Source organism: Streptacidiphilus sp. MAP5-3, from assembly GCF_041262505.1.
GTDB lineage: Bacteria > Actinomycetota > Actinomycetes > Streptomycetales > Streptomycetaceae > Streptacidiphilus.
The window spans coordinates 82190-108881 of record NZ_JBGCCL010000016.1 but is presented as its reverse complement, the minus strand read 5'-3'; the positions used below and the strand labels follow the sequence as shown (position 1 = coordinate 108881).

Sequence of the window (26692 nt, the reverse complement as noted above, 5' to 3'; positions counted from 1 at the left end):
ATTGCCGAGCCTCGGCAGACTCGCGACTGAGCGGGACTGGTCCCTCCTCGGTCGGCCAGCTTCGCCGGACCAGGGTTCTCCAGGGGCCGCCAAGGCTCACCCGGTGACGCTTGCGCTTGGCCTTGGCGGCCCCTGGAGGTTCCTGGTACGCCTTCGGTGGCGGTCGAGGAGGGATCTGTCCCGCGACCGTGCACGATCACCACGACGTCGGCGCACCAGCGATCTTGCGTCCCCTCCGAGAGAGGCCCGGGGTTTGGGGCGGAGCCCCAAGTCCTCTCCCCCGCCGCCCTTGCGGCGCGGGCGGGCCGCGCGCCGGGAGCGGGGCGAAGACAGGAGCGTCGGCGCAGCGGTCCGCGCTGCGCCGCGCGAGCCGTCAGGCGAGCGCCTTGATGAAGCAGAGAAACTCCAAGCCACTCAGTGGCCTGACTGCTCCTGATCCAGAATCACCCGGCCGTCGTGCGTCCGGATGTGCGGTGCCTCGTCCCGCAGGGCGTCGAGCACGCGCACGGCATAGACCTGGGCCATCGTGGAGCGGACCTGCTCGGGCGTGAGCCAGTCAATCGCTACCGACTCGTCGGAGACCTGCTCGTGGCCGCCCTCTGGTCGGCATCGGAAGACCAGGGCGACGACGCCACGGGTCATGTTCTTATAGACCCCGGTCAAGCGCTCTACGTGGACCTTGATCCCGGTCTCTTCGTAGATCTCTCGGCGGACGCCGTCTTCGAGGGTCTCGGTCAGTTCGAGCACGCCGCCGGGTGGCTCCCAGGTGCCGTTGTCGGCACGCTGGATCGCGAGCACGCGCCCGTCTTCGCGGATCACTACGCCCGCGACGGACACGGAGTGCTGGGGCATGTTCCTGGCCCCGGTCGGCGTGGTACTCATGTACAGGAGACTACGGGACGAGAAGGACTATGGGCAGCACTGAGGCGGCGTCGTCCGCAAAGTCGAAGTACCTCCAGATCGCTGATGACCTGGCGGGGCAGATCCGCTCCGGCGTGCTGGAGCCCGGTGCCCCGGTGCCCAGTGAGGCTGAGCTCATGGACCGCTACGGCGTGGCCAGTGGCACCGCCCGAAAGGCGGTCGCCGAGCTCCGCACGGCGCAGCTGATCGAGACTCACCACGGGCGCGGCTCGTTCGTCCGGCGTCGTCCGCCGGTGCAGCGCAAGTCCAATGATCGCTTCCGCCGCTCCTACCGTGAGGCGGGCAAGGCTGCCTACCTCGCTGAGGCGGAGCAGCAGGGCGGCACTCCCTCGGTCACGGTGCTCTACGTGGGCGCGACGCCGGCACCGGAGGAGATCGCCGAACGGCTGGGGGTTCCGACCGGGTCGAAAGTGCTCGCGCGCAAGCGGCGGTACTTCACTGACGGGACTCCGACCGAAGAGGCGACGTCCTATCTACCGTGGGACGTGGTCAAGGACATCCCGGAGATGTTCGAGCAGAACCCTGGCGGCGGCGGGATCTACGCCCGCCTGGAGGAGCACGGGCACCGACTCGGCAGCTTCGCCGAAACCGTCCGCGCCCGACTGGCCACCAAGGCTGAGGCGGTCGCTCTGGCTCTGAGCCCTGGCGCTCCCGTGATCCACCTCGTCCGTCAGGCGGAGACCGAAGCGGGCCGCGTCGTAGAGGTCTGCGACACGGTCATGTCCGCTGACCAGTTCGTTCTTGACTACAGGTTCCCTGCCGAAGACTGATCGTCCGTCAACCTCGTTGGCCCGCCGCAAGATTCTTTCTCGCGGCGGGTTTACTTATGTACAGGAGTAGGGCATCCTCGAATCATCACTCCTGTACATGAGTGCAGGAGATCGACTCCACTAGAGGAGATTGCCTCTCATGGCTATCCGCTTCTTCAACGTCGACACGTCCAACGCTCAGGTGCTGCTCATGCAGAACCGTGGCCCGAAGCTCAAGAACCGCGAGACGGGCGAGATCGCCACCGACCGCGACACCGGCGCGACGCTCATGGTCCTGGACCTGGCCTACCTCGCGAACGGTGAGGCGGACGTCCTGACCGTGACGGTGCCCGAGCCGGGCATCCCCGCCGACTTGATGCCGGGCATGCCCGTTCGGATCACGGGCCTGATCGCGCGCCCCTGGGAGAACCCGTCCGGGCACGGCATCGCCTTCCGCGCCGTCGCCGTCGCCGCCGCCGTCCCCGCGAACTCGAAGGGCTGACCGTCGTGACCGCGGCTCAGATCCTCACCCTCCTGGCACTGGTCGCCATCGCGGCCGGAATGGGGTGGGCGCGCTGGTTCCGCCCGGCCGTGTTCTGGGCCCTGGTCGGCCTGCCGCTCGTCCTGGCCCGAGTCGCCTTCACCTACTACGCGACCATGGACGTCTGCGGGCTGACGGTCCCTCCGACCCGCTGGCAGATCTGGCTCCAGCGGGCCGTGTCCCCTGAGCGCGAGATCCGTCCCGTCCCGCCGAAGATCCGCCGTATCCGCCCGACCGCCACCGGCCTGCGTCTGCGGCTCCGCCTGGCTCCCGGCCAGGAACCCGCCGACGTGGCCGCCGCATCCGAGCGTCTGCGCCACACCTGGGGCGTGCATGGCGTCCACGTCCGCCCGATCAAGCCCGGCGTCATCGAACTGCGGTTGGTCGGCTACGACGTCCTTCGCCGCGTCGCGATGCCCCGCAAGACCCCGGCCGCTGAGGCGCTGCGCATCCCCATCGCGCTACGCGACGACGCGACCGTGTTCATGCGCGATTACCGCGTGAGCCCGCACGCCATGACGCTCGGTGCCACCTTGTCCGGCAAGTCCGTCTACCTCCGCAACCTGATCACGGGCCTGGCCCGTCAGCGCGTCGCCCTCGTCGGCATCGACTGCAAGCGCGGCGTGGAACAGGCACCCTTCGCGCCCCGACTGTCCGCGCTGGCCACCGACCAGGACCAAGCTGCCGAGCTGCTGCCGCTGCTGGTGGCAGAGATGGAGGCCCGCTACGACCTGATCCGCGCCCGTCAGGGCATCGCCCCCGGCGTCGCTGCCGAGGAGATCGCCGCCGATATCTGGGACCTGCCCGAGAAGATCCGCCCGGTGCCGATCGTGCTCCTGGTGGACGAGGTCGCCGAACTGTTCCTCGTCGCCACCGCCAAGGACGAGAAGCGGCGAGACCAGATGGTCACCGACCTGATCCGACTCGCCCAACTGGGCCGCGCCGCCGGGATGTTCATGGAGATCTGCGGGCAGCGGTTCGGCTCCGAACTCGGCAAGGGCGCGACCATGCTCCGCGCCCAGCTCACCGGCCGCGTGGTTCACCGCGTCAACGACGTCGAAACCGCCCGCATGGGCCTCGGCGACGTCGCCCCCGAAGCCACGGCCGCAGCCTGCGAGATCCGCCCCGATCGCCCCGGCCTGGCCGTGGTCGGTGACACCTCCGGCGGCTGGTCCCGCATCCGCACTCCGCTGCTCACCATGCGTGACGCCGTCACGGTCTGCCGCCAGTTCGCGCACCTGACTCCCGAGCTCCCCGCGCTGGCCCGCTTCCGCCCGTTCGTCCCGGCACCGGCCGATGCACCGGCAGACCTGCCGCCGCTGATCAGGCCCCTCCCGGTCGCCGAGTAGGCCCCCACCCCCAACGGTCGGCGCGTCCGTCTCGCGCCAAGTCCCTACCCCCGCCATGCCCGAACCCACCGAGAGGAGCCCAACATGGCCGCCGCTGCCCGTGCCCCCCGACGCCGCAAGCCTGCCGAGAAGCCCTGCGAGACCTGCACCGGAACCGGTTCCGAGTCGACCGCGCAGTACGTCGGCCGGGGCAAGGCCCGCCGATGGATCGGCATGGCGGACGCCCTGTGCATGGACTGCCTCGGCACCGGCATCGCTGCCACCGACTGAACTTCTACGACCGCCGGGGCCTGGCGGTGACCAGCCTCCCGCCCAGCCCCGGCCCAACGTCCGCTCTCTGGAGGTGATCCCCAATGAAACGCACCCTGGCCCGCCGCGTTGACGCCGTACTGATTCAAGCGCTCATCGCCGCCGCCCTGTCCTTCGCCCACCTGCACGACGTCGCGCAGGCAGCCGGACAGCAGGGCTGGAAGGCGTGGGCCTACCCGGTCTCGGTTGACCTGCTCCTGGTCGCCGCCTGGCGCAGGCTACGGGCCAACCGCGCAGCTGGCCGCCCCGTCCGGCTCGGCTGGGTCTGGTTCCTGATCGCGCTCACGGCGTCCCTCGGGGCGAATGTCGCGACCGCCGGACTCCTGAACCTGAACGCCGTCCCGGCCTGGCTGCGCATCCTCGTGGCCGGTTGGCCCGCCGCCGCATTCCTCGGCGGCACCCTGCTCGCCCACACCGGTACCCCCGCCACCGCTCCGGTCCCAGAAACCGAGCCGGACAGCGTCTACCTGCCCGATCCCACACCCGCGCCGGCACCTGCCGATTCGACCCCGGCCGTGGCCATCCCCGCCGTCTCGGCGGTCCCGGCCCCGCTGCTGGCTCACGCCCAGCGCATCGCCAACGAACACCACCGAACCACCGGCCACCGGATCGACACCAGCACCCTGCGCGCTCGGCTCGGCGTCCCCGCACCGCTCGCCGCCGCCATCACCGCCCAACTCGCCTGACAGGAGGAACACACCATGCCCCGCCCGAACAACTTCCGCGACCTGATCCGCATCGGCCCCGTCCACGTCGGCACCCACCACGACGAACGCGGACGCCTCCGCTACGCCGCCGTCTGCACCGCCCCGCGCTGCGACTTCTCCGCCGACTACCACAACCGAGCCGCCGCCGAACTGGCCGCCCGCACCCACCGCTGCCAGCCCAACTGACCAAGGAGCACCCGAGATGACCATTCACCTGCCGCTGCTGGCGTTCCTCGCCTTCCTGGCCTGGCTCGCCGCCCGCTTCTTCGCCGTCCGGCTGTGGATCGTCGCCGTCCTGGTGCTCCTCGGCTTCTACCTCGCTCACAGCTTCCTCGCTTCGGCGATCGACTCCGGCACCCGCACCGGCGTGCAGGTCGTCAACGGCACCACCCACTGACACAGACAGGAGATCCGCCATGGGCCTTCGCCCGAAGTACGCCGACCCCGTCGTCTACACCCCGACGCCGATGGTCCAGCCCCCGGCCGTGTACGCGCCGCAGAGCGCCGCCCCGGCCCCGACCCAGCCGGTCATCATCGCCGCCCCGGCCCCGCGCCGCTCGATCGCCCCCTACGTGGCCGCCGGTGCCGGTGCAGTCGCCGCTGTGGTCGTCGTCGGGGTGGTCCTCACGGCTCTGCTGCTGGCCGTGGCCATCACCGCCGCATCGCTCGCAATCACCGCGTTGGTGATCCGCTCGCTCCTCAAGCAGGACACCACGCACAAGCGCTGACGACGCCTCGGGGCGATCGAACTCCCGGCCAAGGACAGCCGATCGCCCCGAGCTCCCCGCCAACCCAACAGAGCCGACAGGAGACCTCCATCATGCACGCCCACAACCACGCCCCCGTCTGCGGCCACTGCGACGGCTTCCCGATCGTGGCCATCACCACCGGCCAGCAGACCGACTCCGGCGAGCGCGTCACCATCCGCGTCCAGTGCCCGGCCTGCCAGGGCACCGGCACCCGTGCCACCAACCGGCCGGTTCTCGCTCTGGCGGGCAGGTGACCGCCTTGGCCTCGGACATCCTCGACCCGATCACGCGCGCTGACCTGCTCCGCGTCGCCACCGCGCCCGGCTTCGACCGCTGGCGGCAGCAGATCACCCGCACCGGCGGTTGCGCCGCTCCCATCCGCCTGCGCGGCTGGACCAAGACCCTGGACCGACGCTCCGGCGCAGTGCTCCACCACTACGCCACCACCGATGAACCCGGCGGCGTGCTCCGGGTCGCTTGCGGCAACCGCCGTGCCTCTCGCTGCCCGTCCTGCGCCACGGTCTACGCGGCCGACACCTACCACCTGATCCGCGCTGGACTGGTCGGCGGCTCCAAGGGCGTCGGTGATGCGGTCCGCACCCACCCTCGCGTCTTCGCGACGCTCACCGCACCGAGCTTCGGCCCCGTGCACAACCGCCCCGGCACCGGCCGTTGCCGCTGCGGGCACCAACACGCCGAAAATGACCCTGACCTGGGCACCGCGCTCGACCCCGACACGTACGACTACGCCACCGCCGTGCTGTGGAACAACTACGCCGGCGAGCTGTGGAACCGCTTCACGCAGTACCTCGTGCGTGAGATTGCCCAGCGAGCCGGACTGTCCCGCTCCCGGCTCAAAGACGTGGCCCGTGTCTCCTACGCCAAGGTCGCTGAGTATCAGAAGCGCGGCGCGGTCCACTTCCACGCCGTGATCCGGATCGACGGACCAGAAGGGACCGACGACACCCCGCCCGCCTGGGCCACCGTCGACCTGCTCACCGACGCGATCCGCGCTGCCGCACGCCGCGCTGAGCTGGTCGCCCCCGCCGCCAAACCGCACCCCGCCCGACTGATCCGCTGGGGCCGACAACTCGACGTACGACCCATCCGGGCCTTCGGCGACGGCTCCCAGATCACGGAGCAGGCGGTGGCCTCCTACGTGGCCAAGTACGCCACCAAGGCCGCTGAGACCACGGGCACGCTCGACCGCCGCATCGCTGAGCTGGCCGACCTGGACCGCCACCAGGTACCGGACCACGCCCGCCGCCTGATCGCCGCCTGCCTCGCCCTCGACGACGACTACCCAGAACGGAACCTCCAGCGCTGGGCACACATGCTCGGCTTCCGGGGCCACTTCGCCAGCAAGTCACGCCGCTACTCGACCACGCTCACCGCCATCCGGGACGAGCGCGCCGCCTTCCGCGCCGCAGAACAGCGCGCCGCCCTGGGCCTGCCCGAACCAGGCCCGGACCGCGACCCGACGACCCTCACCCCCACCCACTGGATCTACGCCGGACAGGGCCTCACCCCCGGCGAATCCCTGATCGCAGCAGGCATCGCCGCCAGCCTGCGCGAGAACCGGGAAACCGCCCGCGAAGAACTCGCCTACCAGCGCGTCACGGAAGGAGAACCCACCCATGCCCGATGACCTGCTCACCGTCCCGGAGGTGATGCTCCGCCTCAAGCTCGGCCGCTCCACCGTCTACGACCTCATCCGCACCGGACGCCTGCCGTCGATCACCATCGGCCGCGCCCGCCGCATCCACCCCGAAGCCCTGCGCTCGTTCGTCAACACCCGGATGGAGGAGGCAGCCTGATGGCCACCCCGAAGAAGAACCGCGCCAACGGCGACGGCACCATCTACCAGCGCAAAGACGGACGCTGGGAAGCCGCCGGATACGTCCTCACCACCTCCGGCACACGCACCCGCATCCGCGTCTACGGCAGCACCCGCAAGGAAGCCTTCGACAAACTCACCAGCGCGCTCACCGCCAGCAACAACGGCATCGGCGTCAGCACCGAGACGCTGACGGTCGGCGAGTACCTGACCTACTGGCTCGACTATGTCGCCGCCGACCGACTGCGGCCCACCACCCACCGCCAGTACACCAACTCCGCCGCCCGATACATCACCCCCACTCTCGGCACCAAGAAGCTCGCCCGACTCACCACCCGCGACGTCCGCACCTGGCTGGACCGGCTCCGGATCACCTGCCAGTGCTGCGCCTGGGGCATCGACGCCGCCAGGAAGCCCAACCGCTACTACCCCCACCGCATCCCGCGCTGCTGCGCCATCGGCCAGTGCTGCGGCAAGCGACTCTCCCCCCGCACCGTCCAGTACATCCATGCCGTGCTCGGCTCCGCCCTCCAGCACGCCGTACGCGAGGAACGCATCCCCCGCAACGTCGTCCGAGCCGTCCAGGTCGGGCCGATCCGGCACCGCCGCTTCGAACCCCTCACCGCCGACGAAGCCCGACGCTTCCTCAAGACCGCCAAGGACGACCGACTCCACGCCCTGTGGGAACTCGCCCTGCGCACAGGAATGCGCCGCGGCGAACTCCTCGGACTCACCTGGACCGACCTCGACACCCGCACCCGAACCCTCAGCATCCGCCGCACCCTCCAGCACGCCCCGGCCGGCGGCGGCACCGCCCTCTACCCCACCAAGACCCTCGCCTCCGAACGGCGCATCGCCCTCCCCGACGCCTGCATCACCGCCCTGGCCCAACATCACCGCGCCCAGCAGGTCGAGCGCCGTGCCGCCGGAGACGCCTGGCACGACTCCGGGCTGATCTTCACCACCCCGGACGGCCATCCGCTGCTCCCGACCTCGGTCACCGCACACTTCCGGGTGCTGCTCGGCCACGCAGGCGTACGCCGCACCCGATTTCACGACCTCAGGCACACCTGCGCCACCCTGCTCCTGGAACAAGGCGTCGAACTCGTCGTGATCAAAGACCTACTCGGACACGCCCACATCTCCATCACCGCCGAGATCTACGCCCACGTCCGCCTCCGCCTCCAACACGACGCCATCGAAGCCCTCGGCAACGCCCTCACCGACCCCACCGACGACAACCCCGAAGACGACGAACCCCCAGCTTGTGGGATCACCGTCCACTGACGTTGCCGTCAGCGTTGCCGTCAAACCACCTCACACACCACATGGGCCCCACCGGAAACAAACTCCGGTGGGGCCCCTCACGGTTTTCTTCTGCGTCCAATCGGCCCTGGGCTAGAAGTAGCCAGCCCTCGCCAGCGTGACAGTCTGGAAATACCTGCCATCGCTATCCAATTCATCTTCGGGAAGCGTCGGCCTCCAGAACACGAGTGACTGCTCGGGAGAAATCAGCGCTCGACCGTCTTCGTGAACTTCGGCACCCAGACGTTCGCTCAACCATGAAATTACTTCTTCAGCGGGCGTCAAGAAGACGTCGCGCCCCTCATATCGAACGGCATCGCCCGACTCAGGCCGATGTACTTCGATGGCCTGAATTCTCCCACTCCCGTCCGGCGATGCCGAGATGCTCATGCCTGACGAGTAGTGAGCAAATCCCCGCACGGGAAAGAGCTCGCTTCCGGACGACTGAAAGCCGGGCAGACCCCGCAAGATCTGCTCAACCTCGTCGATGGTCATTCCGAGCGCGACAGGGCCCACACCCTGCAGCGGAACCAGTTCAACATCCATGGACTCTCCCGAGATCGACGTGCCGAGTCTACCTGCCCTACGGAGTCACCGCTGGCCACTGTGGACCGCCGGGGAAGACCTCACCGGTGCGAGGAACTGTCCGTTGAGCTTGGTACTGAGGATTGTCGGCCAAGCTATCGATCATTTCAGTTATCGCGTCGTCATACTTGTTTCCGAACCTTGCTCGGACATCATTGATGTCCATCTGCATGGCGTCATCAATTCTCCCCTGACCGATCAACTCACTCTGCCAGGAACGCCATGCCTGAGCCTCCCTGTAATAGCCAGTGCTGTACAGCTGAGCATGGTCGGCGATATCCATGCGAATGGACGGACCACTGTACTTTGTTATCAGCGACCCCGTAGAGGCATCCGCAGGCATGTGGTTGATCTGATTTCCCGACCCCGCAGGCTGCAAACGGCCGTACATTCCTCCGTTTGCCGGACAGCCGGTGTTGTGAACCAAGATCGGCGTCGATCCGGCCATCACATAGTACGTGTGGAGTTGCTGGACAGTCAGGTTCCAGCGGTTCGCCGCGCCCGGAGTGACCTTCGTGTTGACGACGGTGGGGTGCTGACCCTTGGTGCTGGCGAGCTTGTGGCCGGGCTTGAGGTGGTCTGCGCGGACCCAGGAGTGGGTGGTGTCGTCCCAGAACGGGTGGTTGGCAGTGGTGTGGATGACGGAGGTGCGACCGTGGCCGTCGTTGACGGTGACATCAAGGAGGTCCGTGTCGTGGTTGATCCAGACGTGCTGGACTGAACGAGCGCCCTTTTCCTTGCCAGTGTTCGGGTCGGCCGATTCGACCTTGTCCCCGACCTTGAGGGTGCCGATGGCCTTGGTGGTCCCATTCGCCATGAGGACCGGGGTCTCAGGCGAGAAACTGCACTTCGGCGTGGAACTGCTGACCTCAGTGCCGCCATTGCCCTTGGCGGGGTTGGAGGAGCCGGTGGTGGAGGCGTTGGTGTCGTTGGTGGTAGCGGTGGAGTCGTTGGCCGTGCCGCCCTTGCTGGTGTCCGTGGCTGCGCTGCCGGCGCTGTCGGAGGTTGCTGCCGATCCGCTGCCGGAGCCCTCGGTACTGGTACCACCGCCGCCGCTCGTGTCGGTTCCCGTTTGGTCATGGGAGGCAGGGCCGGCGGTGCTTCCGGTTGTGGTCGGTTCGTCGACTGGGCCCGTGCCTGCTCCGGCGCAGCCCATCTCGAGACAGCCTTCGGCTCCCGTCAGGCCGGCTACGCCGGCTACTTCGCTGGCGGCCGCTGAGGCCGCCATGATGCAGGCTGGGGCGAGGATGACGGTTTCGCCGCAGGCTACTGCTGCTGCTGCGACGGTGACGAGGACTACTACGACTACGACTACGGTGACGACGTCGGTGACGATGCTGCCGAGGCAGCTCCAGAATCCGTGGCAGCCGCCATCGTTGCTGGAGGTTGTTGTGGTGGTGGTTGTGGTGGTGACGGTGGTGGTAGTGCCTGTCGAGCCCTTGCCGGCGCTGCCAACACTGCCAAGGGATCCGCCTGGCTGGAAGGCTTGTGGGTTTCCGCAGATGCCGCCGTCGCAGACCATGAGGCCGGTGGGGTCGCGCCCGGTTGAGGGGTTGTCGGCGGCGTAGGTGTAGCCGCCCATCTGGTTGGGGTCGCCAGCTTCGAAGACGGGGTCGGGGCTGGTGAAGCGGCCTTCGGTGGGGTCGTAGGTGCGGGCTCCGAGGAGGTTGAGGCCGGTGTTGGTGTCGGTGGGCTTGCCGAGGTAGCCGTGGTTCTCGTCCGCGCTGACCCAGGTGGTGGGTTGCGTGCCGCGGGGGTTGCCGTAGGGGTCGTAGTAGCGGCGGGTGACGGCCAGTGAGCTGGCGTCGATGGCGGTCTCAGCGGTGCCCTGCCCGTTGGCGACCTCGTAGGTGAGGCTGCCTGAGGTGGAGCGAGTGAGGGTGGTGCCGTCGGTGCCTGGGTAGTAACGCAGGGCCGTCCAGGACTTGGTCGGGACCTGCTGGGTGATCTGCTCGGCGCCGCCGAACAGATACAGGACACGAGTCTGGGGAGTGTTGTTGACGCTGGTGGTCTGCTCCAGCAGGTTGCCGCTGGCGTCGTAGAGGTAGCTGCTGGTCTGGGCGCCGGTTCCGGCGGCGTCGGTGACGGTGGCGGTGCGGCCTTCAGCGTCGTAGGTGAAGGTCTGCGGTGAGGCGAGGGCCTGGCTGGCGCCGGGGCTGGTCCAGGTCTGTCCTCCGGCACCGCATCCCCAGATGATCATCTGGGTTCCGAGGGTGGCGCTGGAGCTGGGGTCGGCCAGACACATGCTGCTGGAGCTGTTGCTGGCGCCGAGGTTGACCAGTGTCCCGCTCGGGGTGGGCTTCCACTCCTGGGTGGGCTTGGTGTGGTCGCAGGTGTCGATGACGACCTTGGTGCCCTGGGCGGTGCCGTCGGCGGCGGTGTCGAGGCAGACGCCCTTGCCGGTGAGCTGGACGGTGCCGTCGGAGGCGAGGGTCCACTGCTGGGAGCTGGTGCTGTTGCAGGTGTAGATCTGGACCTTGTTCTCGGGGGTGGTGGAGCCCGAGGCGTCGTCCAGGCAGAGCTTGCCGCCGGTGGAGAGGGTGAACGCGGTGGCGAGCGGCCCGCTGGTGTTGCGGGCGGTGGTGTCGCCTGCGTTGGCGTTGTTGTGGCTGGGGTCGGTGTAGGTGGGGGTGGTGGTTGTCGTGCCCAGGCTGGGGTTGCTGCTGGTGATGCTGGTCGCCTGGTTGGGCAGGCTGGCTGCGGTGGTGCCGTCGGTTCCGGCGTAGGCGATGGTCTGGGTGGTGTCGTTGAGGGCGTTGCCGGTGGTGTCGTGGTTGACCATGCTCGTGCGGTCGCCGAGCAGGTCGTAGGTGTAGCTCTGCCAGTACGGTGCCGGGCCGCCAACGCTGGTGGTCTTGATGGGTGCGGTGGTGCTGGTCTGCGGACTTGCGTTGGCGCAGCCGCCGATGTCACCGACAGTTGGGTCGACGGTGTTGGGGCTGGTAGTGCCGCCGGTGTCACTCCACGCCTGCGTCAGGCGGTTGAAGGAGTTGTAGGTGAAGCACTGGGTGTCGTGGGTGGTGTTGTTCTGCAGGTCGTCGATCGAGGTGAGCGCGCCGGCCTGGTTGTAGCGGTAGTTGACGACGTCCAGTGCGGATGTGAGCGTCTGCAGGCTGGCGCTGGTCTGGGTGAGCGCGCCGGTGGTCTGGTCGTACTGGGCCGTGGTCGCGAACTGCTTCCCGCTGGCCTGGGTCTGGTAGTTCGCCTGGGTCTCACGCCCGAACGCGTCGTAGCCGGTCTGGGCCAGGTAACCAGGCGCACCGTAGATGCTCGACCCAAAGCCGTTCAGCTGGTCGGTGCCCCAGTATCCGTAGGTGACGGTCTCGGCCGGCAGGTTGCCGTCGGCCTGGTAGCTGGTGGAGTTCAGCAGGCCGGTGTTCGGGGTGTAGGTGGAGGAGAGGCTGTAGGTCACCGTTCCGCTGGACGGCGGCGCCGGCTGGCCCGCCGCGGCGAACCCGTCGCCGGCCGGAATCGTCATCGTCGTGCCGGTGGGCTGGTAGGCCGTGTTGTAGCCGGTGACCGCCTCGGTGTACGCGGAGCCGCTGGCACCGCCGACGTACCGGGTCGAGGAGGTCGGGTAGCCCTTGGCGAGGGTGTCGTACGTGTAGCCGGTCAACTGGTCGGCCGGGTTGGGCGTGGCCGACCAGGCGCCGGTGTACTCGCCGGTGACGCGGCCGTCCCAGTCGTACTGGTAGGACAGCGTCTGGCCGCGGCTGTCGGTGGTCTGCTCCAGGTTCCCCAGGGCGTCGTACGGTCCAAAAGTGGAGGTGCCGGTGTTGGGGTCGACCTGCTGGGTCTTCTGGCCGAGCAGGTTGTACTCGTAGGACCACGTGTTCCCGGCGCTGTCCTTGACCGAGGAGACCTGGCCGGCCGGGTTGTAGGTGTAGCTGGTCGTCGCGTTGGCGACACTCGCCTTGAGGTAGGTGTTGCTGGCCCACACTGAGGTGCCGGCGCTGTTGTAGATGACGAGGTTGGCGTCGTTCTGCAGCTTCAGGGTGCTGCCGGTGGTGGCGGTGAGGTTGCTGCTCCACAGGGAGGTCCCGGTGCTGCTGTAGACGTGCAGGTTGCCGTCCGTGCCGAACTGGGCGTACGCACCGGGGTTGTTCATGGTTCCGGCGGCCCACAGGGCCTTGCCGGTGGCCACGGAGTACAGCACCAGGTTGCCGTCGGCCTGCATCGCCAGTCGGGAGGTGCCCGAGGTCAGCGAGGTGCCGGACGGGATGACCTGACCACCGGTCAGTGTGACCATAGAGTCGGTGTCGTGGACGACGGTCGAGGTGGTCTGGCCGAGTGCATTGGTGAACGTCGAGGTCGAGGTACCTCCGGCGCCCGCGATCACGTTGCCGCTCGGGTCCAGGATCTGGCTTGTGTCGGTCTCGTCCGCGCCCGGGTAGCTGGTGTCGGTCTGCCACTGCTCGACGCCCTGGTGGTACAGCACCGAGGCGGTGGCCTGGCCCTGACCGTCGTACACGGTCGCCGTCTCCGACGGGACCGTGGTCTCGTCGGCAGCGTAGAGAGTGGTGGACGGGGAGTTGTTCGGGTCATAGTAGGTACCGTACGACAACCGCTCCCAGCCGTGGGAGTCGTAGAAGGTGTCGCTGATCAGCCGCCCGCTGGTGCTCGAGCCGTCGGGGCTGGACTGCGTCTGACGAGGCTGCAGCATCCCGTCGTAGATCGCGATCGAGGTGGCGTAGCTGCCGTCCTCACGCAGTGTGTTCGTGGTGACCGAGGTCGGGGCGCCAGGGTTGGTGATGGTCCCGCCCGGGGCGGGAACGGCGCCAGGGTTGATCGAGTAGGAGAACGACTCGCTGGGGCTGGTGGGGTTGGCGCTCATCGAACGGTCGGGCAGCCACACGGCGGTGCGACGTCCGAGCGCGTCGTAGGTGATGTCCGTGACACGCCCGTTGGCGTCCGTGTTCTCGGTGGCCTGCGCGCGGAGCGGGTCGAGCTTGCTGGTGGTGGTCCAGCCCTGCGGGTTGGTTGAGACGATGGTGGTCGGGTTGGTGTTGCCGCCAGTGCTGCTCCACGCCGGAGTGTAGGCAGTACTGGTCACATGGCCTTCGGCGTCGAGAGTCTTGACCGTTCGCCCGGCGCCGTCGTAGGTCATCGCCGCGGTGGTCTGCCAGTTCTCACCGCTGCCGGTGCAGTAGGCACCGCTGGCGCAGGAGGTGGCAATGCGGGTGCCGGTGACCAGGCCGGTCGCGTCCAGCTGGCCCAAAGTGCCCAGACTGGTCAGACTGCCATTCCCGCCGTAGTACATCTGCTGGTCAGACAGCAGGGTTGTCGGAGTGCCGCAGGGCCCGGCGGCCTTGGTGACCTGGTCGGGGTAAGTCAGCATCATCGGAGTGCTGCTGCCCGGGGTGGCGTACGTGGTGGTGGTACAGGCTTCCGTCGGGCTCGAACTGGTCACGTCAGCGGTCGCGTCGACCGTGGACGGGCGACCCTGAGCGTCGTCGGCGGTGACGGTCTGGTTCTCACGCCAGGTGCCGTTCGCCAACAAGGCGTACGTGCGGCTGGTAGTTCCGGCGCCACGGTTACTGGTCAGCGGCGGGAGCGTCGACAGAGTGGGCTGAGTAGTGCCCGGGTCATCCGTGCTGTTCCAGTCCGTCCACGGCGTCTGCGTGACCGAGTCGGTCTGCGTGACGTTGGTGATCGGCGTGATCGTCTTGGTCGTGATGGACCCGCCGGCCTGGGTGTAGGTATCGGTCTCCAGCGCGGTACCGGCCAGCCAGTTGCTGTCGGTGACCGGGTCACCGACCGAGTCGGTGACCTTGACGGACTTCTGGGTACCGTCGGCGTTGTAGTCACCGTCCATACCCTGCAAGTACTTGGTGGTCACCTCAGTGATCGCATCGGACGTGGTCGGATCGCCCGACTCGACGGTGACGGTACTGAACCCGCGGAACTGGTCCCACGTACGGTACTGATCGTCCGTCATCGCCGAGTCGTCGCGGTGCCACGCCGGGGTGCCGTAGGAGTAGACCGAGACGTGCTGTGCGGATCCCGAGACCACCTTGGTCTGGCCGGGGACATACGTGTGAGCGATCGTCAGGTCCGAGGCAGTCACCTGGTGGACGGTGACCTTGTTGAACCAGTCCTGAACCGGCTTCGACTCCCCAGGCGGAGTCCAGTACACCGGGTAGCAGGAGTTCGTGTTGGTGTCGGCTGTGGAGAACGACAGCGTCAGTCCCGCGCAGGGTGTGCTGTTGTACTCAACCGCCACTCCCTCGCCGGTCTCGGTCTGGATCGAGGCAATGCGCGGCCGGTACAGCGGCGGCGCGGCCGGGCTCGAGTCGTTGACGCGGTTGTCGATCTCGGTGCCGGTGAAGGAAATCTGGTTGAGGGTGATCGGGCTGCTGCCGCCGTCGTAAGAGTCGGCGTCGCCGGTGTGCGTGATGGACTGCAGCCACATCACCGACTGCAACTCACCGGCGTCGGTGGGGTCGACAGTGGTACCCGTGACTGGGTCCACCGAGCCACCGGCGTCGGAGTAAACCTGTCCCAGCTGGTAGGTGTCCACGGGCACCAGGCCCTTGTCCGTACCGCTGCTGGGGTCCTTCACGTGGACCTTGGTGACCACCTGGTCCAGCCGGAGCTGCGACCAGAACGTCGGAGACGAGGTGATGCACGTTCCCGCCGGGACCGAGGTCGAGCCCGCTGGCAGTGTGGTGGTGTCACCTGCCCCGCAGGCCAGGTCAAAGGGGACGTCCGGCCAGTTCGTCGCGTTGGAGTCCGTGATGCCCTGGGTGCAGTCGAAGCTGGAGCTGGTCTGGCAGCGCTGCGCGGTGACGAAGTCGACCTGCGCCCCGGCCGTCCGCCCAGCCAACTCGTCGGCAAGCTGGTAGCCGTAGGAGATGGAGGAGAGGACACCGCCGCGTGTGTAGGACGTCAGCGTGCCCGAACTGCCCGATGCAGCCTGCCCGCCACCCAAGTCGTAATAGTTCGTCTCAGGCGTGTAGTCGTAGCGCTGCACGAACCCGGTCGGGGAGACGACGAAGTCCAGGTTCCAGCGCCAACCCTCATTCGTGGAGCACTTCGAGGCCGTGCCGGTGCTGGAGTTGTAGCAAGGGTCTCCGGAGACCGGGTGGAGCACCGGCTCCCCCCACGCCGAGTTCGTCGAGGAGTCGGTCGGCGTGCCCGACTGCGGGCTCGCGTTCTCCGCGGTCGAAGACGGGGCGTGGTCGGAACCGAAGTACGCGATCGAGCCGTCCGTGGACAGGACCCGGTAGTAGATGCCCTGGAACAGGCCATTGTCGGCACCGGACAGCTCCTGCACGATGGTGCCGTCATCGCCTTGCAGCTTCCACTGCGCCACGATCCCGGGGACGGAAGTGTCCTTGGCCGTCGGGACCAACTGCCCGGAGTGCGAGCCGAAGGAGATCGTCGCGTTGTCGCCGGCCCAGCACTCGTCGCCCGAGCCCTTGACCACGTGCGTGCCGTCCGAGTTCAGCAGCGAGCCACAGCCGCGGTAGGAGCGCTCGATGTAACCGGACTGGTAGTCCCAGCCGTCACCGATCCACGACGACTGCGAGTTGCGGGCTGAGGTCTCCCCGTCCACCGACTGCGAGTCGTAGGAGAACCCCACCGACGGGTCGTTACCGCCGAGCGCGGCCGGAACGGTGATCGGATACGAGTACGTGAACGACCCCGTCGCCGACGCCTGCCAGGATCCCGACGGGCTCAATGACGTGGCCGCGTAGTTGCCCTGCGAACCGGCGTCGCCGGAAGAGACGCCGACCAGCGACATGTTCGAGGTGGTGTCCATCGGCGCCAACGCCGTCCGGGCCGCCGCCCGTGACGCCGCACCAGTGGAGGTGGTCACGCTGCCGCTGCCCACGTCAACCGTGGCCACCAACTGGTCGGCGGCGGGACGGTTGGTGAACGTCAGTGGGGTGCGGGTGTCGCAGCCCTTCGCGCCAGGGGTGGTCAGGGCACATGCCGGGAGCTGGAACAGCTCAAGTCGCGAACCGTAGCCGCCGCCGTATGCCTTCGCCAGGGACGCGTAGTCGATGACGACCTGCACCGAGCCCGCACCGGTCGCACCGTCAGCGCGGCTGAGGCCGACGAGCATCCCGTTCGCGCCCGCTGCCAGCGCCTGCTGGTGGGAGGCCACTTGGACCGCCACCCGGGCCAGTGCGGCGCCGAGGGCAGTGTTCGCGTGCACACCCCGAGCCGTCGGTGCGGGTCCGACCCATACGGGCAGCGAGCCCGCCTTGACCGGGCCGGTCACTGGAACAGTGCCGGCCGTGCCGGCAGTGGCCCGTGCTGCGGCAGCCGAAGAGGCACTCGCGACGACCGAGGCCTGGGCACTGGCCGTGGTGTGCGAGCTCGCGTGGGCTCCGGCCCTTGCGGAGGCCGAGGCGCTCCCGGTGGGGGTGGGTGTGGCCGAGGGGGTGACTGCGACGGATCGCGTCAGCGCGACTGTACTGGTCCCCGCCGCAGGCCACGCCGGTGCCTGGGGCGTGTAGTGGCCGATGGCCTTGTCGCCCTTCGGCAGCCCCGTGGCCGGAGCACCCGTCAGTGCGTGGCCGCTCACGACCGGCAGGGACGGCAGCGCGCGCGGATTCCAGATGGAGCCGTCGAAGTGGTACCCCGTCACTCCATCGGCGACGGCCATTGGTGGCAGCACCACGAACGCCGCGACGAGCGCCGTGGCCGTCACCGCTCCGCGGCTCCATATCCGGTGTCGCACGCTCGCGAACCAGCGCCGTCTGCCAGCCATTTTGTTGCTCCCAGGATCCACCAGGCAGCCCGGACCCGAACTGCCAAAGGCACAAACCGCCCGAAGATCAGCGGCAACGGGAGGCTATTGATGGGCATGACAGTGCGCCATACCCTGTCCGAGCTTTGTGTGCTGTCGCTGCGTAGGTTTTGCGCCCGATGTGTCCGTTCCGTGCGGAGACGAAGGCTGGCATCCGTCAGCAAAACGGACAGCGCGCGAATCCACTTCGTGAGCCCGCAGTGAGATTTGTCACGCATTCTCGCGGGACCCTTTGGAACCAGGAAGGCCCATGTCAGCATCCTTGAGAGCCCGAACTCGACGCAGAAAACGATCATTGACGCCGCGTTGGGCCCTCGTGCCGCTCGCCGTCTCGCTCGCGGTGACAGGCCTGACCGCGCCGGCGTTCGCGTCCAGCGGCTTGATGCCGGACCCCACTCCGAGCGCGGGGCCGGACCCGTCCACGCCCAGTACCTCGCCGGTCGCGACCGCCCTGGCTCAAGCGTCGTCGACCGGGCAGCCCGTGGTGGTCGCCTCTGCGACCACGCAGACAGAGCAGTTGACGGCCAATCCGGACGGAACGCTCTCGTTCACTGACAGTCTTCTGCCGGTCCGGGTCCAGCAGTACGGCGCTTGGACGCCGGTCAATGCCGCGCTGGCCGAGAACAGTGACGGCAGCTACAGCCCTGCCGCCACGCCGAGCGGACTGGTCTTGTCCGGCGGCGGCGCCGGCCCGCTGGCTACCATGACGGATCCCGCCGGCGGCACGGTCTCCTACTCCCTGCCGTTCTCCCTGCCCGCCCCCACGGTCACCGGGTCGACTGCGCTGTATGCGTCGGTGCTGCCCGGTGTCGACCTGTCCGTGCGGGTCACCGACCAGGGCGGCTTCGCGGAGACACTCGTCGTCCACGACGCGACGGCGGCTGCCAACCCCGATCTGAAGACCCTGACGCTGTCCGCCACGGCCAAGGGCCTGACGCTGGGCACCGACGCACAGGGCGACCTGCAGGCGGCCGCCTCCGACGGCACGGTGTACTTCACCGCCCCGAAGCCGGTCATGTGGGACTCCAGCACCGGCGGCGCCTCCACTGCGGCAACCCCGCAGGCCCAGGTCAAGAGCATGGCCACGACGGCGGACGCCACCGCCTCGCCCTCACCCTCGTCCAGCGGTTCACCCACGTCGAGCCCGTCACCGTCCCCGAGCTCCACAACAGCAACCGCCAGTGGCTCGGGCGACACCACCACCTCGACCGCAGCAGCGCCCGGCACCGGCGCCCAGGTGGATCCGGTCGGCATGGGAGTCTCAACCACTCAGGTGACTCTGACGCCGGACCAGAACCTGCTGACCGGCTCGGGAACCACCTACCCGGTGTACATCGATCCGTCGATCAATCCGACCAACACCACCAAGAACACCAACTACGACGAGATCTACTCGAGCAGTGAATGCTCCGGGTCTCCGCAGTACAACACCCCGCAGACCGACGGTGAAGGTGCCGGCTACCAGCAATGGGGCGACGGCTGCGGTATCGGCCTGGAGCGCTCCCTCTACACTCTCGCACTGCCGTCCGGCATTCCCACCGACGCGACGGTGATCAAGTCGCAGGTGGACGCCTGGGACACCTACGCTGCGAGCTGGAGCTGCTCCCAGGAGCAGCCCGTCACTCTGCACACTGTCGGCTCGATCGGCTCCGGCACGGACTGGAACAACCAGCCCGGCACCAACGACGGCAACTACCCGGCGGTGTCCACCACCGTCGCGAGCGGCTCGAACTCGAGCTCCAGCTGCAGCAACGAGGACGCCGTGTTCACGGTGACCAGCCAGATGCAGAGTCTGGTCAACGCCGGCGTCTCCAACTGGACGGTCGAACTGCGCGGCGACGAAACCGAGTCGAGCAGCAACGCCAACTTCCTCCGCTTCTCCACCCAGATCAGCGTCACCACCACCCTGGACGTGCCGCCGAACACGCCGACCGGATACCACACCACCCCGCAGTCGATCAACCCGACCGGACCGGGCTGCAACAACACCGGAAACGGCTGGATCGGCGCCTCAGGCGCCAGCGGGGTCACCTTCACCGGCACCCTGTCCACGGACATGAGCGGGGAGAACCTCGCCGCCGACTTCGATATCTGGGACAACAGCCTCAACAACGGCAGCGGCGGCGCCACCGTCGTCAACAACAAGACCGTCGGCTGGGTCGGCTCCGGCGGCAGTGAAAGCACCAGCATCACCCCGCAGGACGGCCACTCCTACGGCTGGGCCATCCGCGGCGAGGACGACACGAGCCTGCACCTGACCTCACCGTGGGTGACGGAGTGCCACTTCGTCTACGACGCCACCCCGCCGGCCACCCCGGCCGTCACCGCTGGCGACCCCTCCTTCCCTCAGGTCGGCAACGGGGCGGCCAACCCGGTCCAGTACGCCGGCTCCACCACGCAGCTCAGCGTCCAGGTCAGCGCCACCGACCCGCTCCCGGCGAACACCTGCACCGCCGGCACCTGCCAGGCCAGCGGCGTCGACCACTTCCTGTGGAAGCTCGACGGCCAGCCCACGGTCTTGGACAACGGCGGCAGCGTAGGCGACTCCAGCACCGGAACCGACAGCACCGGTGCCCCCACCGCCGCCGCCACGATCACCGCGCCGCTGCCGAACTGGGGCGTGCACACCCTCTACATCGCGGCCGTGGACAAGGCCGGCAACCTCTCCCAGGTCCCGACCAGCTACACCTTCTACGTCCCGTGGAACCCCAACACGAAGATCATGGCCGGTGACCTGTCCGGCGACCAGATCCCCGACCTGGTCGCCGTCACCAAGACCGGCGACCTCGACATGATCAGCGGCGACAGCGGACCGGGGGCCTCACCCACCCTGCTTTCCACCGCGGCACAGAGCCCGGCCGGAGACGGCTGGAACAACTACTACCTCGCCCACCGCGGCAGCGCGGTCGGCGGCAAGGTCGACGACCTATTCGCCTACGACCACAACACCACCGGCACCGGCGCCAAGCACATGTTCATCGTCGTCAACGACATCAACGCCCCCAGCGGCACCCCCGGTTCACCGACCTCCACCCCGGGCTTCACGCTCGGCCTGCACACCGACATCACCAACCAGCCCTCCTGCCTGATCAAGGACACCACCCGCTGCGGAAGCACCGTGGGTCAGCCTTCCGACTGGTCCCAGGTCACAGGGCTGACCGCGGCGGGCGACCTGATCGGCAACGGCAACTCCACCTTCGTGATCATCCCCCAGACCAAGCCGGGCACCACCACCCGCCAGCTGTGGCTCTACCAGACCACCACCGGCCCGAGTCTGATCAACCCCGTCCTCCTGGGCGACGGCGACTGGACCGGCTTCACCCTCACTGAAGGCAATGTCGGCTCCACCTACGCCAGCGGCTCCTGGACTCCGGGCACGCCGACACTGTTCGCGCGAGATGACGCCACGGGCAGCGTCTACAGCTTCCCGCTGACGCTGAATACCCCCGAGACGCGCCAGGACGGCACAAGCGAGAACATCCCCGCCCTGCTACACGCCCCCGTGCACACCGCGCTGCAGTCCGCGGTCGTCCCGAGCAGCGGGAACCTGTGCGTCGACGACAACAAGCAGGGCACCACCGACGGCAACGTCATCCAGGTCTGGACCTGCAACAACAGCATCGCCCAGTCCTGGACCGCAGCCGCCGACGGGTCCCTGCGAGTACTCGGCAAGTGCATGGACGCCACCAGCGGCGGTACCGCCAACGGCACCCTGATCCAGCTCTACCAGTGCGACGGCACCGGCTCCCAGGTGTGGCAGTCCGGAGCCAACGGATCGCTGATCAACCCGCAGTCGGGCAAGTGCCTGGCGGACCCCAGTTCCAACACCACCAACGGCACCCAACTGATCCTTTGGACATGCGACGGCGGTCCCGAGCAGAACTGGACCAGCAGCGCCACCGCGGGTTGGGACACCTCCCCAGCCACCGCGCTCGCCCCTGTCCTGCCCGCCTCCCAATACCCCGGCTTCGCCTCCCCCGGCGACGTCAACAGCCCGAGCGGCGGCCCTGACGGCAATCCCGACCTCTACGTCGCGGACACCAACGGCCAGTTGATCGAGTATCCCGGCGCGGCCCCGTCGGGCACCACCGCCGTCTTCGGCAGCCCGATCAGCCTGGGCACGGTCACCAACACCGCCACGGACTGGTGGAACCTGTCCGAGGGCAGCGGCAGCACGGCAGCCGACAGCCTGAACTCAGCAGCCGCCAACCAGCTGACCCTGAACGGCAGTTCCGACTGGAAGGCCGATGCCACGCTGGTCGCCGCCGACCCCACGCTGCAGAACAACCCGACAGGGGAGAGCCTCCTGCTGGACGGCACCACTCAATACGGCTCGACCAGCGGGCAGACCATCGCGACCACCGGCAGCTACACCGTCTCCGCGTGGGCCAAGCTCACGACCGCTCCCGGCGCGAGCAGCTACTACACCGTGCTGGCCCAGCGCGACGCGACCGGCGCACGGTGCGGCTTCTACCTGCAGTACTCAAGTGCCTTGCACGGCTGGGCCCTCGTATCGCCCAGCAGCGACAGCACCAGCCCGACCACGTACTACAGCGCCGGCTACGGCAACACCCCAGCTGTCGGGGCCTGGACCCATCTGGTCGGTGTCTTCGACGCCATCACCGGGAACATGAGCCTCTACATCAACGGTCACCTTGCCGGATCCGGAAACGACCCGACTCCGTGGGACGCCAACGGGCCGTTCCTGGTCGGCGGTAGCGACAACGCAGGCACCGGCAGCCAGGCCAACTTCCCCGGCCAGATCGCCGACGTCCACGTCTACAACACCGCGCTCCCAGACGCCGACGCCGCAGCTCTGGGCGACAACACCACCATCACCAACCTCAACTGACGCCCGGGCGCAGAATCGGGCTGGGAGTCGGCTACTTTCGGCTCCCAGCCCGGTCCCGGGCAGCAATCGCACTCCTCACCCGCAACATAAGGAATCACATGGCGCTCTACATCGCCGCAGGACAGCAGACCACCCCGGGCAACTTCATCTACCTCACCGTCGTCTGCGCACTCCTCGCAGCCATGACGTTCTTCATCGCACGGGGCACCCGCAGCCGCAGCACCGACCCCGCCCTGTCTCCCGGCGGGCAGCAGATCCAGCGCGTCAGCTCGACCATCCTCACCGTCGCCGCATGGATCCTCACCGGTCTTGCTGCCCTCTGCCTCGTGGCCGGCATAGTCATGGCCGCCACCTCATAGACTCCGCAGGCCACGCACCACGGAACAGCCTCTCCAGCCTCTACGCGCGAGGGAAGGGGCGGGAACCGCTCGGCGGCCTCGCCCCCAACGTCCGAGCGGCCCGCCCGTGGCGCCAAGACCGACCACGCCGCAAAGTACATACGCGCGCTCGCGCGCCACCGTCAGAAACCTCAACTGCCATGAGCCTCAGGCCCGCCAGCCACCGACGTCCCGCCGCCCGCCATGTGGTCACAACACGCGTCCGACACCCTCGGAGGAAGGATCGAGCCCGCAAATGGCTCGCGGCCACCGCCGCCGCAGGCGTGGCCGCGCTGGCCGCGCTCGCCACCGCGACGCCGCCCGCCGTCGCCTCGTCAGCCACCCCACCGCATTCCGCTACCGGCAACAGCACACCCCTGCACACCGCGCTCCCCCCGACCAGCGCCCCCACCGTCGCCGCCTCGACCGCCCCCGGGTCTCGGGGCACGACCAGCGGCGGCGGGAACTCGGTCGCAGTCGGCGGGAGCGACATCCCCACGATCGTCGAAGCCGCCTACATCGATGCTCAACGCTCCATCGCCGCAAGCGATCCCGGCTGCCACCTCTCCTGGACCGTGCTCGCCGGCATCGGCCAGGTCGAGTCAGGCCAGGCCAACGACGGCAACGTCACCGCCAACGGCACCACCCGCACCCCCATCCTCGGACCCGTCCTGAACGGCACCAGCGGCAACGCCGCCATCCCCGCATCGAGCGGCGGCGGTTGGGCCCGCGCCGCAGGCCCCATGCAGTTCATCCCCACCACCTGGGCCACCTGGGGCGCCGACGGCAACGGCGACCACGTCGCCGACCCCAACAACGTCTACGACGCCGCCCTCGCCGCAGGCCACTACCTCTGCGCAGACGGACGAGACCTCGCCCACGCCGCCGATCTCGACGCCGCAATCCTCAGCTACAACAACTCCCCCGCCTACCTGGCCACCGTCACCGCCTGGATCACCTACTACCAACACCACACCACCCCCGCCCCCACAACGAGCAGCACACCCCTCATCCCCGGCGGCAGCACGCCGACGACCAGCCACCCGACCCCCAGCACGAGCGCCGCACACCCAACGATCGCACCCACAGCAACTCGGACGCCCACACCACCACCATCCCGCTCAGCGAGTCCGACCAGCCGTCCCACCCCAACGCCCGCCAGCCCCAGGCCCACAGCGACGCCGTCTAGCTCCCCGACTCCCCCTGGCCCGGTCTGCTCCCCAACCAGCAGCCCCACCCCGACCAGCACCACGACCCCGACACCCTCCCACTCCGCAACGCCAACACCAACCGGAACAGCCAGCCCCACCGCCTCCCCCACACCGAGCAGCTGCACCACTCCCACCACCACACCAACCCGGTCCGGACCGGCCGCACCGAGCCCGTGACCCGACGACGTGCCTTCGAGGAGTCCCTCGACCCGAAGTTCCGTCGCTCCCGCCACTACGAGCTGGTGATGGCCGCACGCCACACCGAGGCCGAGGGCCACGGGTTGGTCCAAGCCGCGACCCTGGTTGACCTCGTCATAGAACAGGAACTGGACCAGCCCGACGGCAGGACCACGGCAACAAGCGTGCTGCAGAAGGTGCGCGACCTGTGCACCGGAGCCCCTGAACTCGTCAACCTGGCCACAGCAGCCCTCGCGCCCATTGGCAAACTTCCAATCTGAGAGGACCTGGTCATTCACCGCTACAGAGCCTCGTCTGAGCGGCTCTTCGAAAATCGGCCAGAGTTCTGGGGGGCCACCGCGGCGACACGAGGGCCCCTACGCCGCGACGAACCCCGAATCGACGGCGGGGCTGAGGGTGGTTCAGTTCAGGGTTCTGGATCGGTCAGGGAGTCGGCCGAGTCCCTGAGGCGCTGGACGATCTCGTCGACGAGTGCGTCGATGCGGTGCTGCTCGGCAGGGCTGTCCGGTGTTCGCACCGGGGTGGTGAGGTCTCGTTGGATCGCGACGACTCGGCGGAGGATGTCCTCCAGCACGAACACCGCGTCCGGCGCTGATACGGCCAGCTGCGCACCTGCGTCGACGGCAAAAGGCCCGGTGCGGATCGCGCGCTCAACTCCGGTGCTGGGAACGGCGGGAGGCGCCGGGCTGGCGGGGTTGGTCGTCGGCGCGGCGGTGATCACGTGGGAGTTCACACTGCTCTCCCTCACGGTGCTCGGCTCTGCCTGTTCGGTAGCCGGAGGCGGCGAAGGGACCACCGTTACCGTTCGGTGATCTTTTGCGAAATTTCGCAGGTTTTCATCGCTGCCAATGGACTGCCGAGTTGGGTCCGCCTGCTGCTGCGTTGGGGCGGGCTTTGTGCCGGTGCCGATCGCGAGTGGAAGGGCTGGCACGGCCAGCACTTGACGTGCCGCCTCCTGGAAGTGGACCTCTTCGGACTGCTTGCCCACGGCCCGCCGGATGGCCTTGACGATCTGACCGATGAGCGAGGCGGTCAGGCGCACTGACTCGTCCTGGGCGCGGGTGCGGAGCTCTTGGTAGAGGGTGACCGCCTGGTCGAGGCCGAACTGGGTGGCGACGGGGAGCAGGGCACGGGTGTGGGATGCCGTGGCCGGTTTGCCGAGGGCGGTGTTCAGCCGTTCGGCGAGCGGCCATTCCTCGATCATCTGGTAGGCGGTGCGCTCGCCGATCTCCCAGCGTTCGGTGATGTAGTCCTCGAACCTGGGGTGGGTCTGGCGGTAGAGCTTGCCGTCGCGGATAGTCTGCAGGGCCTTGCCCGCGAGCCACGTCGCGGTGCCGAGGTTCTCCACGGCCCGCTCGCATGTGCCGAGCGCGTCGGCCTCGTCCGGCGTGAGGTCTCCCTTGGCCTGGCCTTCGACGGGGGTGGGGATCATGTCAGAGGTGATCACCAGGTCGGCGGGACGGCCGGTCGGACGGGTCGCGGGCCCTCGGTCGTGGGGCAGGTTCTGCTGGTGCTGGCCGCGGGCGCGCAGGGCCGCGGTGCGGTCGGTGCTCATCGGGTCGCCTCGATCCGGGGCAGGAGGCCGCGGGTGACCATCTCGGTGGTGAGCTCGTCGTAGGCCGATCCGCGGGCGGTGACCGGCAGGAGGACCGACTGAGCGTAGAGCTGCGTGTTGGGGATGGTGGTTGTGAAGACGTTCCAGCCGGTTTCCCGCAGGTAGTCCCGGTGCTGCTTGATGGCCTTGGTGCCATTGACGGTGCGGTTGAGCAGGACCCAGGTCGGCGGCGGCGTGTCGTCGGCACGCAGGGCGGCGACGTCGTCGATCAGGGCGCGCATGGGCAGGCGCTCGATGCGGTCGATGTCGGCGGGTGTGGCGGACGAGTTGAGGATCGCGAGGTCCGCGACGCGAAGCACGGACTGGACGATGCCGCGGTGGTCCTCGGCGTGTCCGCAGTCCACGACGCCGATCTGTCCGGGGGCCATGGTCGGTGGGACGTTCTTGTGGAACATGGGGCTGGCCTGCTGCTGGACCGGGAAGGGGAACCCGCCGGCGCAGGCGTCCCACTCGGTGAGCTGCCTGCTGTAGTCCGCTTCGTACGCCTGGACGTCGTAGCCGCGCTCGTGCAGCGCGTGGGCCTGCCACCCGACGGAGGTGGTCTTGCCTGCGGTGCGCGGGCTGATGTGAGCGATGATCACGGTGTTGCTCCGATCAGGTTGATGGGATGTCAGAAGCTTTGGCTG

The 26692-nt window shown here is 68.4% G+C and carries 21 protein-coding genes; 15 read left to right on the top strand and 6 right to left on the bottom strand.

The window, feature by feature from the left end; all coding sequences use genetic code 11:
• Positions 1 to 414: 414 nt before the first annotated feature.
• Positions 415 to 882, bottom strand: coding sequence for an NUDIX hydrolase (locus ABH928_RS23205; protein WP_370069536.1), 468 nt, complete (start codon positions 880 to 882; stop codon positions 415 to 417).
• Positions 883 to 911: 29 nt separating this feature from the next.
• On the opposite strand from ABH928_RS23205, the gene ABH928_RS23200 reads away from it, so the two are divergent.
• The 7 genes from ABH928_RS23200 (at position 912) to ABH928_RS23170 (ending at position 4973) form a co-directional block, all read left to right on the top strand.
• Positions 912 to 1691 carry a GntR family transcriptional regulator gene (locus ABH928_RS23200; protein ID WP_370069534.1) on the top strand — a complete coding sequence of 260 codons (780 nt, stop codon included), beginning with the start codon at positions 912 to 914 and terminating at the stop codon, positions 1689 to 1691.
• Between the two features lie 145 nt (positions 1692 to 1836).
• Entirely contained in the window at positions 1837 to 2172 is a 336-nt protein-coding gene (locus ABH928_RS23195) for a hypothetical protein (RefSeq protein WP_370069640.1), read from the top strand.
• Positions 2173 to 2231: 59 nt separating this feature from the next.
• Positions 2232 to 3560 (top strand): FtsK/SpoIIIE domain-containing protein, encoded by a 1329-nt coding sequence (locus ABH928_RS23190; protein WP_370069638.1) that lies wholly within the window; start codon positions 2232 to 2234, stop codon positions 3558 to 3560.
• 84 nt (positions 3561 to 3644) lie between these two features.
• A complete protein-coding gene (locus ABH928_RS23185; protein ID WP_370069532.1) occupies positions 3645 to 3830 on the top strand; it encodes a hypothetical protein in 186 nt (61 codons plus the stop codon).
• 83 nt (positions 3831 to 3913) lie between these two features.
• Positions 3914 to 4555, top strand: a complete 642-nt coding sequence (locus tag ABH928_RS23180; protein ID WP_370069530.1) for a DUF2637 domain-containing protein — start codon at positions 3914 to 3916, stop codon at positions 4553 to 4555.
• Between the two features lie 15 nt (positions 4556 to 4570).
• Positions 4571 to 4762 (top strand): mobile element transfer protein, encoded by a 192-nt coding sequence (locus ABH928_RS23175; protein WP_370069528.1) that lies wholly within the window; start codon positions 4571 to 4573, stop codon positions 4760 to 4762.
• Positions 4763 to 4778: 16 nt separating this feature from the next.
• The gene (locus ABH928_RS23170) at positions 4779 to 4973 is read left to right on the top strand and encodes a hypothetical protein (protein ID WP_370069526.1); all 195 of its coding nucleotides are present in this window, start codon (positions 4779 to 4781) and stop codon (positions 4971 to 4973) included.
• A 171-nt stretch (positions 4974 to 5144) separates the two neighbouring features.
• Here ABH928_RS23170 and ABH928_RS23165 read toward each other — a convergent pair whose 3' ends face one another.
• Positions 5145 to 5471 (bottom strand): hypothetical protein, encoded by a 327-nt coding sequence (locus tag ABH928_RS23165; protein ID WP_370069636.1) that lies wholly within the window; start codon positions 5469 to 5471, stop codon positions 5145 to 5147.
• On the opposite strand from ABH928_RS23165, the gene ABH928_RS23160 reads away from it, so the two are divergent.
• The 4 genes from ABH928_RS23160 to ABH928_RS23145 are packed head-to-tail and all read left to right on the top strand — an operon-like array spanning position 5397 to position 8449.
• Positions 5397 to 5579, top strand: a complete 183-nt coding sequence (locus ABH928_RS23160; protein WP_370069524.1) for a hypothetical protein — start codon at positions 5397 to 5399, stop codon at positions 5577 to 5579. The genes ABH928_RS23165 and ABH928_RS23160 overlap by 75 nt on opposite strands.
• Positions 5580 to 5584: 5 nt before the next feature.
• Positions 5585 to 6973, top strand: coding sequence for a replication initiator protein RepSA (repSA, locus tag ABH928_RS23155; protein ID WP_370069522.1), 1389 nt, complete (start codon positions 5585 to 5587; stop codon positions 6971 to 6973).
• Positions 6963 to 7142, top strand: a complete 180-nt coding sequence (locus tag ABH928_RS23150; RefSeq protein ID WP_370069520.1) for a helix-turn-helix domain-containing protein — start codon at positions 6963 to 6965, stop codon at positions 7140 to 7142. Before repSA ends, ABH928_RS23150 begins: the two co-directional genes overlap by 11 nt.
• Entirely contained in the window at positions 7142 to 8449 is a 1308-nt protein-coding gene (locus tag ABH928_RS23145) for a tyrosine-type recombinase/integrase (protein ID WP_370069518.1), read from the top strand. The genes ABH928_RS23150 and ABH928_RS23145 overlap by 1 nt, the downstream gene beginning before the upstream one ends.
• A 111-nt stretch (positions 8450 to 8560) precedes the next feature.
• Here ABH928_RS23145 and ABH928_RS23140 read toward each other — a convergent pair whose 3' ends face one another.
• Together ABH928_RS23140 and ABH928_RS23135 are read right to left on the bottom strand one after the other, a co-directional pair.
• Positions 8561 to 9013, bottom strand: coding sequence for a hypothetical protein (locus tag ABH928_RS23140; protein ID WP_370069516.1), 453 nt, complete (start codon positions 9011 to 9013; stop codon positions 8561 to 8563).
• Between the two features lie 37 nt (positions 9014 to 9050).
• Positions 9051 to 17714 carry a polymorphic toxin-type HINT domain-containing protein gene (locus ABH928_RS23135; protein ID WP_370069511.1) on the bottom strand — a complete coding sequence of 2888 codons (8664 nt, stop codon included), beginning with the start codon at positions 17712 to 17714 and terminating at the stop codon, positions 9051 to 9053.
• Between the two features lie 394 nt (positions 17715 to 18108).
• Between ABH928_RS23135 and ABH928_RS23130 the strand changes: the two genes are divergently transcribed.
• The 4 genes from ABH928_RS23130 to ABH928_RS23115 all read left to right on the top strand — a co-directional run bounded on the left by ABH928_RS23130 (position 18109) and on the right by ABH928_RS23115 (position 24711).
• On the top strand, positions 18109 to 22665 hold the full coding sequence (locus ABH928_RS23130) for a ricin-type beta-trefoil lectin domain protein (RefSeq protein WP_370069509.1): 4557 nt from the start codon (positions 18109 to 18111) through the stop codon (positions 22663 to 22665).
• Positions 22666 to 22763: 98 nt separating this feature from the next.
• On the top strand, positions 22764 to 23024 hold the full coding sequence (locus ABH928_RS23125; protein WP_370069507.1) for a hypothetical protein: 261 nt from the start codon (positions 22764 to 22766) through the stop codon (positions 23022 to 23024).
• Positions 23025 to 23203: 179 nt separating this feature from the next.
• The gene (locus ABH928_RS23120; protein ID WP_370069505.1) at positions 23204 to 24430 is read left to right on the top strand and encodes a lytic transglycosylase domain-containing protein; all 1227 of its coding nucleotides are present in this window, start codon (positions 23204 to 23206) and stop codon (positions 24428 to 24430) included.
• Complete coding sequence (locus ABH928_RS23115) at positions 24427 to 24711, top strand: hypothetical protein (protein WP_370069503.1); 285 nt, start codon at positions 24427 to 24429, stop codon at positions 24709 to 24711. The genes ABH928_RS23120 and ABH928_RS23115 overlap by 4 nt, the downstream gene beginning before the upstream one ends.
• 146 nt (positions 24712 to 24857) lie before the next feature.
• On the opposite strand, the gene ABH928_RS23110 is transcribed toward ABH928_RS23115, so the two are convergent.
• Both ABH928_RS23110 and ABH928_RS23105 read right to left on the bottom strand, forming a co-directional pair.
• The gene (locus ABH928_RS23110; RefSeq protein WP_370069501.1) at positions 24858 to 26006 is read right to left on the bottom strand and encodes a hypothetical protein; all 1149 of its coding nucleotides are present in this window, start codon (positions 26004 to 26006) and stop codon (positions 24858 to 24860) included.
• Positions 26003 to 26647 (bottom strand): plasmid partition protein, encoded by a 645-nt coding sequence (locus tag ABH928_RS23105; RefSeq protein WP_370069499.1) that lies wholly within the window; start codon positions 26645 to 26647, stop codon positions 26003 to 26005. The genes ABH928_RS23110 and ABH928_RS23105 overlap by 4 nt, the downstream gene beginning before the upstream one ends.
• Between the last annotated feature and the right edge of the window lie 45 nt (positions 26648 to 26692).